At 30.1% G+C, this 16732-nt stretch carries 13 protein-coding genes, 3 rRNA genes and 4 pseudogenes; 6 read left to right on the top strand and 14 right to left on the bottom strand.

The annotated features are described in order from the left end of the window. Positions 1–67: 67 nt before the first annotated feature. Entirely contained in the window at positions 68–1039 is a 972-nt protein-coding gene (locus ACOBME_RS09030; protein ID WP_419334998.1) for an IS30 family transposase, read from the bottom strand. Positions 1040–1158: 119 nt separating this feature from the next. Here ACOBME_RS09030 and ACOBME_RS09025 point away from each other — a divergent pair, with 119 nt between their 5' ends. Further along, positions 1159–1353, top strand: a complete 195-nt coding sequence (locus ACOBME_RS09025; RefSeq protein ID WP_338965832.1) for a lipoprotein — start codon at positions 1159–1161, stop codon at positions 1351–1353. 256 nt (positions 1354–1609) lie between these two features. On the opposite strand, the pseudogene ACOBME_RS09020 reads toward ACOBME_RS09025, so the two are convergent. The 9 genes and pseudogenes from ACOBME_RS09020 to ACOBME_RS08980 form a co-directional block, all read right to left on the bottom strand. Beyond that, positions 1610–3814: pseudogene (locus ACOBME_RS09020) on the bottom strand (spiroplasma phage ORF1-like family protein). Continuing rightward, entirely contained in the window at positions 3729–4067 is a 339-nt protein-coding gene (locus ACOBME_RS09015; RefSeq protein ID WP_338964619.1) for a hypothetical protein, read from the bottom strand. The pseudogene ACOBME_RS09020 and the gene ACOBME_RS09015 overlap by 86 nt, the downstream one beginning before the upstream one ends. Positions 4068–4117: 50 nt before the next feature. Further along, a pseudogene (locus ACOBME_RS09010) lies at positions 4118–4378 on the bottom strand (hypothetical protein); the annotation flags it as partial. Beyond that, the gene (locus ACOBME_RS09005; protein WP_338965829.1) at positions 4371–5384 is read right to left on the bottom strand and encodes a hypothetical protein; all 1014 of its coding nucleotides are present in this window, start codon (positions 5382–5384) and stop codon (positions 4371–4373) included. The gene ACOBME_RS09005 and the pseudogene ACOBME_RS09010, both read right to left, overlap by 8 nt. Continuing rightward, complete coding sequence (locus tag ACOBME_RS09000) at positions 5384–5587, bottom strand: DUF2649 family protein (RefSeq protein ID WP_338965826.1); 204 nt, start codon at positions 5585–5587, stop codon at positions 5384–5386. The genes ACOBME_RS09005 and ACOBME_RS09000 overlap by 1 nt, the downstream gene beginning before the upstream one ends. A gap of 151 nt (positions 5588–5738) precedes the next feature. After that, positions 5739–6173: pseudogene (locus ACOBME_RS08995) on the bottom strand (DUF3627 domain-containing protein). A gap of 323 nt (positions 6174–6496) precedes the next feature. Further along, a complete protein-coding gene (locus tag ACOBME_RS08990; protein ID WP_338963247.1) occupies positions 6497–7459 on the bottom strand; it encodes an IS1/IS1595 family N-terminal zinc-binding domain-containing protein in 963 nt (320 codons plus the stop codon). Positions 7460–7868: 409 nt separating this feature from the next. Next, the gene (locus ACOBME_RS08985) at positions 7869–8120 is read right to left on the bottom strand and encodes a hypothetical protein (protein ID WP_040092696.1); all 252 of its coding nucleotides are present in this window, start codon (positions 8118–8120) and stop codon (positions 7869–7871) included. Continuing rightward, on the bottom strand, positions 8120–8269 hold the full coding sequence (locus ACOBME_RS08980; RefSeq protein ID WP_338965823.1) for a hypothetical protein: 150 nt from the start codon (positions 8267–8269) through the stop codon (positions 8120–8122). The genes ACOBME_RS08985 and ACOBME_RS08980 overlap by 1 nt, the downstream gene beginning before the upstream one ends. On the opposite strand from ACOBME_RS08980, the gene ACOBME_RS08975 reads away from it, so the two are divergent. Then, positions 8208–8504, top strand: coding sequence for a GNAT family N-acetyltransferase (locus ACOBME_RS08975; RefSeq protein ID WP_338966597.1), 297 nt, complete (start codon positions 8208–8210; stop codon positions 8502–8504). The two genes, ACOBME_RS08980 and ACOBME_RS08975, sit on opposite strands and share 62 nt — an antisense overlap. A gap of 64 nt (positions 8505–8568) precedes the next feature. Here ACOBME_RS08975 and rrf read toward each other — a convergent pair. From rrf to ACOBME_RS08960, 3 genes are all read right to left on the bottom strand, one after another. Further along, positions 8569–8675 (bottom strand): 5S ribosomal RNA (rrf, locus tag ACOBME_RS08970). 70 nt (positions 8676–8745) lie between these two features. Beyond that, positions 8746–11658: ribosomal RNA gene (locus ACOBME_RS08965) — 23S ribosomal RNA — on the bottom strand. Between the two features lie 278 nt (positions 11659–11936). Beyond that, positions 11937–13456 (bottom strand): 16S ribosomal RNA (locus ACOBME_RS08960). Together the 16S, 23S and 5S rRNA genes form the textbook arrangement of a ribosomal RNA operon. Positions 13457–13875: 419 nt before the next feature. Here ACOBME_RS08960 and ACOBME_RS08955 point away from each other — a divergent pair. From ACOBME_RS08955 to ACOBME_RS08945, 3 genes are all read left to right on the top strand, one after another. Further along, positions 13876–14031 carry a hypothetical protein gene (locus ACOBME_RS08955; protein ID WP_419335395.1) on the top strand — a complete coding sequence of 52 codons (156 nt, stop codon included), beginning with the start codon at positions 13876–13878 and terminating at the stop codon, positions 14029–14031. A gap of 107 nt (positions 14032–14138) precedes the next feature. Then, a complete protein-coding gene (locus ACOBME_RS08950; RefSeq protein ID WP_004027793.1) occupies positions 14139–14288 on the top strand; it encodes a hypothetical protein in 150 nt (49 codons plus the stop codon). Next, the gene (locus tag ACOBME_RS08945) at positions 14288–14539 is read left to right on the top strand and encodes a hypothetical protein (RefSeq protein ID WP_419334996.1); all 252 of its coding nucleotides are present in this window, start codon (positions 14288–14290) and stop codon (positions 14537–14539) included. The genes ACOBME_RS08950 and ACOBME_RS08945 overlap by 1 nt, the downstream gene beginning before the upstream one ends. 429 nt (positions 14540–14968) lie before the next feature. On the opposite strand, the gene ACOBME_RS08940 is transcribed toward ACOBME_RS08945, so the two are convergent. Continuing rightward, positions 14969–15931: an IS1/IS1595 family N-terminal zinc-binding domain-containing protein gene (locus ACOBME_RS08940; RefSeq protein ID WP_338966387.1), complete on the bottom strand. Its 963-nt coding sequence runs from the start codon at positions 15929–15931 to the stop codon at positions 14969–14971. A 303-nt stretch (positions 15932–16234) separates the two neighbouring features. On the opposite strand from ACOBME_RS08940, the pseudogene ACOBME_RS08935 reads away from it, so the two are divergent. Further along, positions 16235–16669, top strand: a pseudogene (locus tag ACOBME_RS08935) (DUF3627 domain-containing protein). The last annotated feature ends 63 nt before the right edge of the window (positions 16670–16732 follow it).

The raw sequence follows: 16732 nt of genomic DNA, 5'->3' as shown, positions 1-16732 counted from the left end.
TTTTTATTTTATTTTAAGGAAAATTAAGCACACTAAAAAATAATTTATTAAATTACTTCAAATAAACCTATTTAAAATTATCTGAAAATACCTCTTTTGCTGTTTTTCAATTAAGAACAGGCCTTAATTTATCATTTATAACATTAACTACTCAATTTATTTTTTGTTGACTAACATTATTAAAATCAGTTCCCTTAGGAAATCATTGTCTAAGTTCAGAATTCATATATTCAATTAATGGTTTTTGTTGTGGTTTACCAGGGTCACAAAAATAAACTTGTGTTTCAGCAAATATTTCTAATTCTCTTCATTTACTAAATTCTTTTCCTCTATCAGTTATTATTCCTTTAATTTTCCCAAATAAATTATTACTTATAACAATATCTTTAAACTTTTCCACAACTTCATTAGCAGTATGATTTTTTAATTTCATAACAAAATAACTTTTACTATTTTGTTCAACTAAAACCAAATTACTAGATTGATGCTCTTTTCCAACTATGGTATCCATTTCAAATCAACCAACATCTGTTTCTTTATTTTCAATATCTAATATTGATTTAAAATTAATTAATTTACCACGATTATCAAATTTTCCTTTTGTTTTATATTTTTTACCACGATGACGTAAATTCTGTTTTAAAAAACCATAAAAACCCAAACGAATTCATTTATACAATGTTTTAACACAAACAGGAAATTTAATACCAAACTTTAGAAAATAACGATTAATAAGTTGTGATGGAGAATCACGATAAACATTAAATCTTATATTAATAAAATTTAATTGTTCTTCTGTAAACTTATATCTTTTATTATTCTTTTTTCTTTTCTCATAATACATTTTATCTGACTTATAAGCACTATATTCATCAATAGTTTTAAAACGCTTAATTTCTCGCAAAATAGTACTACGATTTCTGTTCAAACATTTAGCAATTTGTGCAATATTTATTTCACCATTCTTTTTTAAAAATAATTTTAATAATAATAATTTTTCCAATTTAACCCTATCAATAAAACTTAAATGACTATACATAACATTTATATACCTTTCATTAATTTATAAATTTAATATTAAAATTATTTAATACATTATTGATATATGATAAAATCAATTATAGCATTCAAGTAATTTTAATAAAGGAGAAGTAAAATATGAAAAAGTTACTAAGTATTTTAGGAGTAATCGGATTAACAGCAACAAGTACAACAACATTAATTAGTTGTGAAAAACCAAATAATAATGAAAACGGGGGGGTAATAAACCTACACCATAACCACAACAACTACCAGAAAATAGCAAATGAACTAATATTCCTAGAACACAGGCGCCTAATAAAGAGTTTTTAACTGCTACTAATAAATGATATTTTTATATAAATAAATATGAAAATAATTATATAACGACAAAATTTTATTTTGATAATAATTTTATTAATAATCAAAACACTTGATGACAACACTTAAAAAATGATTCAGATTTTATTTGAAACTATAATTTAGTATATCGTTGAAATAAAAACAATGAGCCACAAATACCAGAAATTAATAAAGACACTGGACTAATAATTGATTGAAAAGAATAAAAGGACTAACAAGTCCTTTTTTAAATTAATCTAACAAACTTCATAAAGATAATTAATAGGAATATATTTGTTATTGTATTATATAATGCTGGACTAAATTTTCATACCTCAAATGTTTGACTAAAAAAACTATATATTGTTTGAAATATTTTACCAACACCGCTTGCTAATTCGTTTACTTGTTTAACACCGGGAATATTATTTACAATTCAAATTGCAGCATTTTTTATATGACACGCTAAATTATATCAACTACAACTTTCATATTGGGCTTGTCATCATTGTCCATCAGGAAACAACCCGCCATTATTTATTTCTTGTCAGTTATAAATTCCAAAATTAAAATCATAATAACGGTACATATCATTTTCTTTTTGGGCTTGTAATTCAAAGACATTATAACCGATTTTTTGTTATTCAATTTTTTTGTATTTTAAACCGTATTTATCTTTTAAAGCACCTTCAAAAATATAACCTTCATTTTGATTAATATTATAATTATTTGCAACTGAAAAATCATAATTAAATACATCTCCATAATTTGTGTTATAAAAACGATTTTTAAATGCTGAATACAATTTAATGTCTAATTGATTGTATTTATCAGAAAAATAAAAATAACGAGGATAAATTTTAAAACCATTATTTACTAATAAACCATATTTTTTATTATATCCTTGTAAATAAGTATCATTTTCTAAATCAAAAATTGTTCGTAAATAATCTTTATAAAAATTTTGGGAAACCGTAAACATACTATTTAATAGTTTTTCAAATTGATTTTTATTAGTATTAGTTTCATCAATTAAAACATCTCTAAAATTAATCAATTTTAAACCAAAAAAATTAATTAAAACAGTATCATACTGTAAATTATCAATATAACCACTTTCAATAAAATTACTGCGATTTTGAAATACGGGTACCAAAGCATGGGTAAAAAAGGCTTTTAAAAATTTATTAATATCAATTTGACCTTTCATCTGTTCAAAAACCATTTTACCAATATTAGGAGAATTACCTTGATAATAATTATAAGTTTCAGCACTAAAATTAAAAGTATCTTCTTTTTCTTTTATGAAAGAAAATAAAAAACCTAAATCATCAGTATACCAATAACTATTTGCATTATTACCATCCCAATATTGTTTAAAATGTGTTAATTCTAAACTACCAGCAATAATATTTTTATTTTCATCAATTGTTAAAATCATCCGATAAATTGATTTTCTAGTTAAAATAACATCAGGTTTTCAATCTAATTTTTCCATATTATTAATAATTTCAAAATCAAAAATTATTCTTTCACTACCCAAATTTGGGTCATCATAGTTTGGATTACCACCTTGCTGAATTCGGATATTTTCTTGTACAATAACATCAATATATTTAAGCAAAAAAGAACGAACATTTTGATAATATTCAGTATATCATTTTAATTTGCCATCATTATCAACAACGGGTAATTCTGGTTCACCGTTTCCATCTCAACGATATACTAAATTATAGTTTCAAATAAAATCTGAATCATTTTTTAAGTGTTGTCATAACAAATTTTGATTTTTAATAAAATTATTATCAAAATAAAATTTTGTAAGCAAATATTGACCATTTCTTTTTTCTCCATAAAAATATCATTTATTAGTAGCAGTTAAAAATTCTTTATTAGGTGCCTGTGTTCTAGGAATTTGTATTCAAAACTCATTAATCATTTTAACTAATTGTAAATTATCAATACCTCTTTCTAATTTATTAATAACTTCCACAGTATTAAAATACTTAGCAAAAGAATAAGAAAAATTAGTTAATTCTTTTAAAAATTGTTTTTTATCAACATCATAGAATTTATCAATATTATATTGTTTAGCATAAGTATCTCAATTTTTATATAAATCCATAAACTCATCACTAGGCTTATCAAATGAAATTCCCGTTGAATAACTATCCTTTAAAAAGTCTAAATATCATTTATCATTATAAGTTAATGTTTGTGATGTTTTTAGAGTTGGATTAATAAAGTAATTTGTTTCAGACCAGTTTTCAAAAAAACTACTGCGTAAAAACATTGTATTAATAAAATCAGTTTCATTCATTCCCATTGTTTGTTAATTAACAGTATAATTCTGCTGATTTAAGGGTTTAAATGCTGTTAAAGTAATAAATGGAATAATTAAACCTAAAATACCTAAAATAGATATGGCAAATAAAGATAATGATTTTTTCATATTTATAATTCAACCCCCAACTATACAATGTTTTTGAAACAATAAACCCAACAATATATAAACTTGATATTGTTAACATTAATGGATGACTAAACAAAATTGCCATTTTACCAAACAAAGAAAGTAAAAAAGTATCTGAGTTATATAAATCCATAATGATATTTTTTGCTGATGTTAATTGATTTATAATCACCGTAATAAAACTAGTACCAAAAATAGCAATTGCAGCAACTAATAAAACTAATCTAATCATTAATCTGTTTCCTTTCACCGACCATTTTTATTAGCCTTATGTGCTTTTTTAACACCACGTACTGTTGAAGCATACAATTTTGATGTATTGTTTTTAACAGTTGAACCTAATTCATTATATTGTGTTCTTGTTCCGTGGATAGCATAAATTGATAACTTAACAACCATAAAAAAGATAATAAAATAAGCAATAGTTGTATTTGTCATTGGTAATTTAGTATTTCAAATTACATCAAAAATAAACAAAAATACATCAAAAATAAAACTAAAAATCTTATCTCAATTATTACTTTCTGATAATAAATTAATCATCTTTATCACTTCCTTTTTCTTTTTTAGGTTTTAAATTTTTTTTCAAAATATCAATATCAAACAATTCTAACCGCTCTTTAACACTTAATTTATTAATTTCTGACCAATAATATTCTTTATAATTAACTATTTCATCATTTTTTAAATCACGAACAAACTTTAATCATTTACTATCATATTTCTGTGCAAATTCTAATGGAATAATTATTTTAAAAAACCGAATTCCTAACCCAACATCCGACTTATGTTTTGCTCGTTTACCTTCGGCTGTTCGTTCTACTGATTTTGTTTTTCAAATTTCATAATCTGTAATATCTTGAAAAATACCAATTCGCATAATAAAGAAACGATTAAAAAAATTAAATCCTTTTTTAGCAATAGGTTTTTTCAATGAAATTGGAATAATAATACCACTTGCTAATTGTCGAATATTATTTCAAATCATACCCTCACGCTGAGCAGTAAATAAAGCACGATTACCAAAATGTCTTGCTAATACAATTCACGGAATTTTACCACTATGAACTTTTTTCTCATCGTGGGGACTAGTTCCATCAATATATAAATAACTTTCATCAAATAAAATAACACTATCATCTGGGGGAACTGGTTTTGTTCTATCTGTAAAATCTAAATTTTTAAATGTTAAAACTTTAACTTTATCATCTTCTAACGGATAATTACTATAAATCTTATCCGTTAATAATTTCATTGTTTCTGACAAATAAGTTAAAAGTAAAGTTTTTCCCGTCCCTAATTTACCAATAATTACTGATAACGGATTATCTCAAATAAAGTAAACTAAACGAAAAGCATTCAACTGATAAAATATATTTTTTCAAACTCATCAGACAAAATAAACACATTGCAAAGCAAACAATAATCAGAATACTAAACCAGTATAATTTAATGAAATTATTCAAAGTAATAAATCAATTAAACTAAACAAAATCATTGAACCACTAATATAACAATAATTTTTTAAGAAAAATATAAATTTTTTCATTACTTAAAATACCCAACTATTTTAAAAACCATTCACAATAAAAACCACGTTAAAAATAAAATCACAATTCAAATACCAATCATAAGAGTTAAATATTCATTTTGAGTTAAATTGCAAGTTGTAATAGTTTCAACATTCGTTTTATCTATAAACAAAAAGACATAAATAAAAAACTCTTTTAATTTTTCTCAATCATTTTGCATATTTAAAAACTCCACATTTTCTGAATAAGTTTAAAAAACATCCCCAAAAATAAAACGATAAATAATACAAATGATATGACATATAAAAATTCAGGAGCATTTGAACCAATAATATAACTAACAAATTGAACTCAATAATCATATAAACTCATTAATTTAAGTCCTTCAAGTCATTAATTAATTTATCTACTTTTTCATCACTTCAATTTGTTAAATTATTGTTAGTTGTTTTTACTTTTTGAGGTTCACCAGGAAATATTGCTTTTTTCATTTGTGTAAAATAATTTTATTTGTATTTATTATACAAATTGATTAGTTCTGCTCCAGTTAAATATTTTCACACATGACGTTTTAAATTTTCATCATATTTTACAATACGATAAGAATTATCATAAATCAAACCGATTGCTACTTGTTCTGAGTGTTTTTCACTCGGATAAATAAATTTATTACTCAACCAAAAACCAATATGACGATTATGATTAGGTAAATTTATAAAACTTGCTTTTTCTGTTTCAAAAACTATCAACTCTTTACGAATAAAATAATTTGCTATATTTTGATTTTTCTTAACAAAATTACTCAATTTTATCAACTCCTAACTAAATATTTATTTAATAAACAATGTTATATTTAATGTTTATATATTGTTTACTTATTGATAAAAACACTGATTATTAACAATGTTATACATAATGTTTATATATTGCTTATTTAATGTTTAATAAACAATGTTATTAACAATGTTAAATATATAAAATAATAAAAATTGACACACTGAAAAATACTATTTAATTTTTAATAATAGTCTTTAATTTTGTCGAAAACTCTTGATGAAATAAAAAAAATCATCAATATGACAATTTGAAAACTAATTTTGTGTAAGATTATGATTTTGCTTTAAATTTTTTAAACGTTAAAATATAATACCGTTGATTGTTGGTTTGGTGTTAAACCTTTGTGTTGGTATTTTCATTTTCAGAGCTTTAAATAATTTTGAATATTAGTGAAACCCAAACCATGATAATGAATTAAGGCTTCTTTAAGACTGGATTGTAATTTACTAATCTTATTTAACTTTTGATAACTAGTATCAGGGTTTGTACTAGTTTTGGTGGAATATAGAGTAGAATTTGTTTGTTTTGCTACTAATAAATATAGTGGTTGCATATCAGAAATAATTATTGATTTTTCTTTAATTAGTTGCTTATTCATATTTTCAATAATCCATTGTTTTTGTAATCTTTTGGTATTGGTGGATTGAACAAAAATATTATTATTGCTATCAACTGCCATTTGAATACAGCATTTGGTATCAGTTGAAAATGGATCGAGATGAGTTTTTCGTTTATCAAATTTATCTTTAAAATTGCCTTTATGAATTTCTTTAATAAATGTTTCATCCATTTGGATTTGACCATTTAATTTTTTAAATTTTAACTGTGTATTTTCTAATTGTTTTGATTGCATTAATTTTTGTCGATTATATCAAGCGGTTTTTGGGGTTGTTTTAATAAAACGAGAAATTATTTTACTAGATTGTCCTAACAATGAAATTTGAATTAATAAATTTCACTGTTCATAATTTAAATGACTTCAATAAGTAAAATGATGACGAAATGCATCAAAACTAGCACGACATTTTTTACATAAATATTTTTGTTTTCCTTCGGAATTATGACCATTTTTAACACAATGAAAAGATTTGCAATTAGGACATATAATGCCTTTATCTCTAAATTTTTGATCAATTTCATTTAAACGTTTTTGTTTTTTAATTAAGTCTGCTTGTTGTTTTATTTTTTCATAAAATTCTAAAAATTGATCATCTGTTAAGCTATTTATTAATTCTGTAATTATTTTTTTCATCATTTATTTACCTCTATATATTAAAAATATACCTAATTTTAGGTATATTTTATAAATATCAAGAGTTTTCGACAAAATTAAAGATAATAGTTATTAAAATATAAAATTAATCATTTATAATTAAATTGATATTTTTGCACTACATACTGCCTACAAATTTTAAAAAAAAGTAGATATATTTATAAAGAATATTATAAAAATTTATATTCCAAAACTACTATTAATATGACCCTTAATAAAAATATTCTTATTTTTATTAAATCCTACTTTAAAACAATTATTTCATTACTAATAATTTCAATAATAACTTATAGACAGTGTGTAATACAAAAATAAACAACAAAATTATTTAATCAACTCACATAAAAGCTGGTGTGCCATAGCTAAGATATATGATCAGTAATAATAAATATTAAAATCCTTTAACCATAACACGGAAAAAGTTTAAAATCTTAATGATAACAAAAATACCAAATGGAATTAAAATAATTCACGCATCACCTAAAAAGGTCATTAATTGTGGTAATACAGCATAAATTGCTTCTTTAACTTTCATCATTGCTTGCCCTAAACCACTTCAAATAGAACCCATTCCATCTGAAATAGTAGGTTTATCACCAACTGCTAAAAAATTAATTGCTGTTGTTAAATACATACCTAACATTATTTATTATCCTCCTTATCTAATTTTTCTTGTTCTTTTTTCTTATTTGCTTTAATTTGGCGAATTTTTTGATAAATTGATAAACCAATTCATGCAAAAATACCTAATATAATAACAACACTAAAAATTGTCGTTAATCAAACTGGCAACTTATACTTTGAACCAGAATTAGCAATTATTGATGATATTGCAACCCATAGTGATCATCAAAAACAAGGTTTTGCCAAAGAAATGCTAATTCATTTATTAAACCAAGCAAAACAAGCCAATTACCAATATGCTGGTTTAATTGCCACTCCTGATGGGTTACCACTATATGAAAAACCTGGTTTTAAAAGTCAAAAATTATATTTTAATGTTTATACGATGCATTATTCAAAATAATAATGCATTTTTTAATGTTAAAATTTAACAAATAAAAAAAAGACTTATTTAAAGTCTTTTTTTAACCTGGCACTGCCCTATTTTCACCTTGCGGCTATCGTCGGCGTGATAGTGCTTAACTTCCGTGTTCGGGATGGGAACGGGTGTGTCCACTATGCCATAAGCACCAGATCACTTGAGTGGAATTATCCCCTCAAAACTAGATAATAAACATTCTAAAATTTGTAAATAAGCTCTCGCTTTTTTGAAGTCCTCGACCTATTAGTATTGGTTAGCTGAACACGTCACCGTGCTTACACACCCAACCTATCAACCTTGTCGTCTTCAAGGGGTCTTACTCCATAAAGGATGGGAAATCTCATCTTAAAGTATGCTTCTCGCTTAGATGCCTTCAGCGATTATCATTTCCACACATAGCTACCCAGCTGTGCCACTGGCGTGACAACTGGAGCACCAGAAGTGTGTCCATCCCGGTCCTCTCGTACTAGGGACAGATCTCTTCAAATTTCCTACGCCCACAACAGATAGGGACCAAACTGTCTCACGACGTTCTGAACCCAGCTCGCGTACCGCTTTAATGGGCGAACAGCCCAACCCTTGGAACCAACTTCAGCTCCAGGATGCGATGAGCCGACATCGAGGTGCCAAACCTCCCCGTCGATGTGAACTCTTGGGGGAGATCAGCCTGTTATCCCCAGGGTAACTTTTATCCGTTGAGCGACGGCCCTTCCACACGGGACCGCCGGATCACTAAGCCCAGCTTTCGCTCCTGTTCGACTTGTAAGTCTCACAGTCAAGCACCCTTCTACCTTTGCGCTCTATGTATGATTTCCGACCATACTGAGGGTACCTTTGGGCGCCTCCGTTACATTTTAGGAGGCGACCGCCCCAGTCAAACTACCCACCTGACACTGTCTCTGATCTGGCTTACAGATCTAGGTTAGGATTTCGACATAGCAAGGGTGGTATTCCAAGGGTGACTCCACAACAACTAGCGTCGCTGCTTCAAAGTCTCCCACCTATCCTATACATACTATATCAAAACCCAATATCAAGCTATAGTAAAGCTCCATGGGGTCTTTCCGTCTAGTTGCGGGTAACCTGCATCTTCACAGGTACTAAAATTTCACCGAGTCTGCAGCCGAGACAGCGAAGGGATCATTACGCCTTTCGTGCGGGTCAGAACTTACCTGACAAGGAATTTCGCTACCTTAGGACCGTTATAGTTACGGCCGCCGTTCACTGGGGCTTCGGTTCAAAGCTTCGCTAATGCTAACTAATCCCCTTAACCTTCCAGCACTGGGCAGGCGTCACCCCCTATACGTCGTCTTACGACTTTGCAGAGAGCTGTGTTTTTGCTAAACAGTTGCCCCTTCCTCTTCACTGCGGCTCATATTGCTATGAGCACCCCTTCTCGCTAACTTACGGGGTTATTTTGCAGAGTTCCTTAGCTACAGTTATCTCGCTTGCCTTAGGATTCTCTCCTTGACCACGTGTGTTCGTTCTAGGTACAGGCACCATATAAATAGTGCTAGAAACTTTTCTTGGAAGCATGGAGTCATATACTTCGCTACTAGGCGAACCGTTCGCTCCCAATCACACTTCAAGGTTATGCAAGGCGGATTTGCCAACCTTACCCTCTTTGTGCTTAGCCCGGAATCCAATAACCGGGATATACTATCCTTCTCCGTCACTCCATCGCTCTATATGGTGGTACAGGAATATCAACCTGTTGTCCATCGACTACGCCTTTCGGCCTCGCCTTAGGTCCTGACTAACCCTGGGTGGACGAACCTTGCCCAGGAAACCTTGGTCAAACGGCATAAGGGATTCTCACCCTCAAACGTTACTCATGCCGGCATTCTCACTTCTAACCAGTCCAGCAGTCCTCACGGTCTACCTTCATCCCTGTTAGAACGCTCCCCTACCGCCCTGTATATAAATATACAAAACCCATAGCTTCGGTATTATGCTTAGCCCCGGTACATTTTCGGCGCAAAGTTACTCGACTAGTAAGCTGTTACGCACTCTTTAAAGGGTGGCTGCTTCTAAGCCAACCTCCTAGCTGTCTAAGCGACTTCACATCCTTACACACTTAGCATAAATTTTGGGACCTTAGCTGATGATCTGGGCTGTTTCCCTTACGTGCATGGACCTTATCACCCATGTACTGACTGCCGAGTATACAAAATTGGCATTCGGAGTTTAATTGCATTCAGTACCCCTAGGTGGGGCCATCATACATTTAGTGCTCTACCTCCAACTTGCTAACCTCGACGCTAGCCCTAAAGCTATATCGGGGAGAACCAGCTATCTCCAGGTTCGATTGGAATTTCACCCCTAGCCACAAGTCATCCGCGGTCTTTTCAACGAACGTCGGTTCGGTCCTCCATTAAGTTTTACCTCAACTTCAACCTGCTCATAGCTAGATCACCTGGTTTCGGGTCTATGACAACATACTAAACGCCCTATTAATGCTCGCTTTCACTACGGCTCCGTATCTTATACTTAACCTTGCATGCTATCATAACTCGCCGGCTCATTCTACAAAAGGCACGCCGTCACCCATTAACGGGCTCCGACTTCTTGTAGGCATATGGTTTCAGGTACTATTTCACTCCCCTCCCGGGGTGCTTTTCACCTTTCCCTCACGGTACTGGTTCACTATCGGTGAATAGGTAGTATTTAGCCTTACGCGGTGGTCCGCGTTGATTCCGACAAGATTTCACGTGTCTCGCCGTACTCAGGATTCCATTTCGAGTCTTGTTCATTTCATATACGGGGCTATCACCCTCTGTGGCATAGTTTCCCAACCATTTCTACTATAAACAAGTTTTGTAACTCTACTCATATGGTCCTACAACCCCAGATAAATCTGGTTTGGGCTGTTCCCCGTTCGCTCGCCGCTACTAAGAGAATCGCATTCGCTTTCTTTTCCTCTAGGTACTGAGATGTTTCAATTCCCTAGGTATACCTTCACTATAACTATGTATTCATTATAGGATGATGAGAGATTAATCTCACCGGGTTCCCCCATTCGGACATGTCCGGATCAAAGCTTACTTCCAGCTCCCCGAACCTTATCGCAGGTAGTCACGTCCTTCATCGTCTCCTATTCCCAAGGCATTCACCATACGCCCTTTGTAACTTCAAAGTTTTATTAATTTAATTATTTGACCTGATTTTAAATCAGTTTTGAGAATCATTTACAAATATAACTGTGAAATTTTAGTTATTTTTTTAAAATAACAGAAATTTTGAATTATTGTTATTTTAATCTTATGATTAAAATAACTAGATGTCTATTATCCAGTTTTCAAAGAACAATTTCAATAACATTTTTCGTGTTATTGTCAGAGAAACTAATCCCCGAAAACTAAACATAACGGTCATTAAAACTAATTAGATTACTATAAAGTAATAACTCCATAGAAAGGAGGTGATCCATCCGCACGTTCTCGTACGGATACCTTGTTACGACTTCACCCTAATCATCAATCCTACCTTGGGCGGCTTCCTCCTTGCGGTTAGAATACCGACTTCTGGTATTATCAACTCTCATGGTGTGACGGGCGGTGTGTACAAGACCCGAGAACGTATTCACCGCGACATTGCTGATTCGCGATTACTAGCGATTCCGGCTTCATGAGGGCGAGTTGCAGCCCTCAATCCGAACTGAGACCGGCTTTTTCAGATTAGCTCCCTCTTGCGAGATCGCAACTGTTTGTACCGGCCATTGTAGCACGTGTGTAGCCCAAGACATAAGGGGCATGATGATTTGACGTCATCCCCACCTTCCTCTAGCTTACACTAGCAGTCCCGTTAGAGTATCTCAACTTAATGGAGTAACTAACGGCAAGGGTTGCGCTCGTTACTGGACTTAACCAAACACCTCACGGCACGAGCTGACGACAACCATGCACCACCTGTCTCAATGTTAACCTCCACTGTATTTCTACAGCTTTGCACTGGATGTCAAGCCTTGGTAAGGTTCTTCGCGTTGCTTCGAATTAAACCACATGCTCCACCGCTTGTGCGGGTCCCCGTCAATTCCTTTGAGTTTCACTCTTGCGAGCATACTACTCAGGCGGAGTACTTAATGCGTTAGCTGCAGCACCGAACTTAGTCCGACACTTAGTACTCATCGTTTACGGCGTAGACTACTAGGGTATCTAATCCTATTTGCTCCCTACGCTTTCGTGCCTAAACGTCAGTGATAGGCCAGTCGACCGCCTTCGCCACTGGTGTTCCTCCATATATCTACGCATTTCACCACTACACATGGAATTCCATCGACCTCTCCTACACTCTAGCTTAACAGTTTTCAAGGCGAACTGGAGTTAAGCTCCATGATTTGACCCCAAACTTGTTAAACCGTCTGCGCACGCTTTACGCCCAATAAATCCGGATAACGCTTGCCACCTATGTATTACCGCGGCTGCTGGCACATAGTTAGCCGTGGCTTTCTGGTAAGGTACCGTCAAATAAGTATCATTTCCTATACTTACTGTTCTTCCCTTACAACAGACCTTTACAATCCGAAGACCGTCTTCAGTCACGCGGCATTGCTCCATCAGGCTTTCGCCCATTGTGAAAAATTCCCTACTGCTGCCTCCCGTAGGAGTTCGGGCCGTGTCTCAGTCCCGATGTGGCCGTTCAACCTCTCAGTTCGGCTACGTATCACTGTCTTGGTAGGCCATTACCCCACCAACTAACTAATACGCCGCACCCTCATCCATTAGTGGTCCAAACGGACCTTTTAACATTCTCTGATGCCAGAAAATGTCGTATGCGGTATTAGCAGTCGTTTCCAACTGTTATCCCCCGCTAATGGGTAGATTAGATACGTGTTACTCACCCGTTCGCCACTGGGTGCAAGCACCCCGTTCGACTTGCATGTATTAGGCATGCCGCCAGCGTTCATCCTGAGCCAGGATCAAACTCTCATTAAAAAATATTGTTTTTGTTCCTAGCTTTAATGACGGATATTCATTAATTAAATGATTATCTTTGTTGTTATGTTTAGTTTTCAAAGATCGTTTTTGTGTCAACAAAACACCTTTCAAATCATACAAAAATTAGTGATTATTGTCAATAACTTTTGACTTTTTTTGTAATAATTTTTTCGATATTGTGCGGAAATATTCATTTTTCATTAATAATAGGTATTACTAACTGACACCTTTATAAGTATATAAAATCCATATTTTTTTGCAAGCGTTTTTACTAAAAATATTAATATTTTTTTCATAAAAAATAACTATTTAATAATAGTTATTTTAATCTTATTTTTTCCGAAAGATGTTATTTATTCCTTTTCATCATGATGCTGTTAAATAGCGTTCTAAACTATTAAAACGGCATCGTGTAAGTGAAGTGCAAAAAATCAACTCAGAAAGGAGTTGATTTTTTAATGGAAAGAAAACATTATTTTATTTTACGGTCCTTAGTAACTAAGTATGGAAAAGATAATGTTATTAATACGGTAAATAATATTGTAATTAATAATGAAAAAGAAGATGAATAAATTATCCGCGTAATTTATTAGCGGTAATTTATTCAATATAGTTTATTTTGAGCGTAGCGAACACGCGAATCGTGCCGCGAAAATTAGATTTTTAGGAGGAATAAGTTATGCCAGTTTGATTAACGACAATTTTTAGTGTTGTTATTATATTAGGTATTTTTGCGTGAATTGGTTTATCAATTTATCAAAAAATTCGCCAAATTCGAGGAAAGAAAAAAGATAAAAAAGAAATTGAAAATAAGGAGGATAAAAAATAATGTTAGGTATGTATTTAACAACAGCAATTAATTTTTTATCAGTTGGTGATAAACCTACTATTTCAGATGGAATGGGTTCTATTTGAAGTGGTTTAGGGCAAGCAATGATGAAAGTTAAAGAAGCAATTTATGCTGTATTACCACAATTAATGACCTTTTTAGGTGATGCGTGAATTATTTTAATTCCATTTGGTATTTTTGTTATCATTAAGATTTTAAACTTTTTCCGTGTTATGGTTAAAGGATTTTAATATTTATTATTACTGATCATATATCTTAGCTATGGCACACTAGCTTTTATGTGAGTTGATTAAATAATTTTGTTGTTTATTTTTGTATTACACACTGTCTATAAGTTATTATTGAAATTATTAGTAATGAAATAATTGTTTTAAAGTAGGATTTAATAAAAATAAGAATATTTTTATTAAGGGTCATATTAATAGTAGTTTTGGAATATAAATTTTTATAATATTCTTTATAAATATATCTACTTTTTTTTAAAATTTGTAGGCAGTGTGTAGTGCAAAAATATCAATTTAATTATAAATGATTAATTTTATATTTTAATAACTATTATCTTTAATTTTGTCGAAAACTCTTGATGAAATAAAAAAAATCATCAATATGACAATTTGAAAACTAATTTTGTGTAAGATTATGATTTTGCTTTAAATTTTTTAAACGTTAAAATATAATACCGTTGATTGTTGGTTTGGTGTTAAACCTTTGTGTTGGTATTTTCATTTTCAGAGCTTTAAATAATTTTGAATATTAGTGAAACCCAAACCATGATAATGAATTAAGGCTTCTTTAAGACTGGATTGTAATTTACTAATCTTATTTAACTTTTGATAACTAGTATCAGGGTTTGTACTAGTTTTGGTGGAATATAGAGTAGAATTTGTTTGTTTTGCTACTAATAAATATAGTGGTTGCATATCAGAAATAATTATTGATTTTTCTTTAATTAGTTGCTTATTCATATTTTCAATAATCCATTGTTTTTGTAATATTTTGGTATTGGTGGATTGAACAAAAATATTATTATTGCTATCAACTGCCATTTGAATACAGCATTTGGTATCAGTTGAAAATGGATCGAGATGAGTTTTTCGTTTATCAAATTTATCTTTAAAATTGCCTTTATGAATTTCTTTAATAAATGTTTCATCCATTTGGATTTGACCATTTAATTTTTTAAATTTTAACTGTGTATTTTCTAATTGTTTTGATTGCATTAATTTTTGTCGATTATATCAAGCGGTTTTTGGGGTTGTTTTAATAAAACGAGAAATTATTTTACTAGATTGTCCTAACAATGAAATTTGAATTAATAAATTTCACTGTTCATAATTTAAATGACTTCAATAAGTAAAATGATGACGAAATGCATCAAAACTAGCACGACATTTTTTACATAAATATTTTTGTTTTCCTTCGGAATTATGACCATTTTTAACACAATGAAAAGATTTGCAATTAGGACATATAATGCCTTTATCTCTAAATTTTTGATCAATTTCATTTAAACGTTTTTGTTTTTTAATTAAGTCTGCTTGTTGTTTTATTTTTTCATAAAATTCTAAAAATTGATCATCTGTTAAGCTATTTATTAATTCTGTAATTATTTTTTTCATCATTTATTTACCTCTATATATTAAAAATATACCTAATTTTAGGTATATTTTATAAATATCAAGAGTTTTCGACAAAATTAAAGACTATTATTAAAAATTAAATAGTATTTTTCAGTGTGTCAATTTTTATTATTTTATATATTTAACATTGTTAATAACATTGTTTATTAAACATTAAATAAGCAATATATAAACATTATGTATAACATTGTTAATAATCAGTGTTTTTATCAATAAGTAAACAATATATAAACATTAAATATAACATTGTTTATTAAATAAATATTTAGTTAGGAGTTGATAAAATTGAGTAATTTTGTTAAGAAAAATCAAAATATAGCAAATTATTTTATTCGTAAAGAGTTGATAGTTTTTGAAACAGAAAAAGCAAGTTTTATAAATTTACCTAATCATAATCGTCATATTGGTTTTTGGTTGAGTAATAAATTTATTTATCCTAGTGAAAAACACTCAGAACAAGTAGCAATCGGTTTGATTTATGATAATTCTTATCGTATTGTAAAATATGATGAAAATTTAAAACGTCATGTGTGAAAATATTTAACTGGAGCAGAACTAATCAATTTGTATAATAAATACAAATAAAATTATTTTACACAAATGAAAAAAGCAATATTTCCTGGTGAACCTCAAAAAGTAAAAACAACTAACAATAATTTAACAAATTGAAGTGATGAAAAAGTAGATAAATTAATTAATGACTTGAAGGACTTAAATTAATGAGTTTATATGATTATTTAGTTCAATTTGTTAGTTATATTATTGGTTCAAATGCTCCTGAAT

Source organism: Spiroplasma endosymbiont of Sarcophaga variegata, assembly GCF_965178695.1.
Taxonomy (GTDB): Bacteria; Bacillota_I; Bacilli_A; order Mycoplasmatales; family Mycoplasmataceae; genus Spiroplasma; species Spiroplasma poulsonii.
This window is presented reverse-complemented; position numbering and strand designations above follow the sequence as displayed.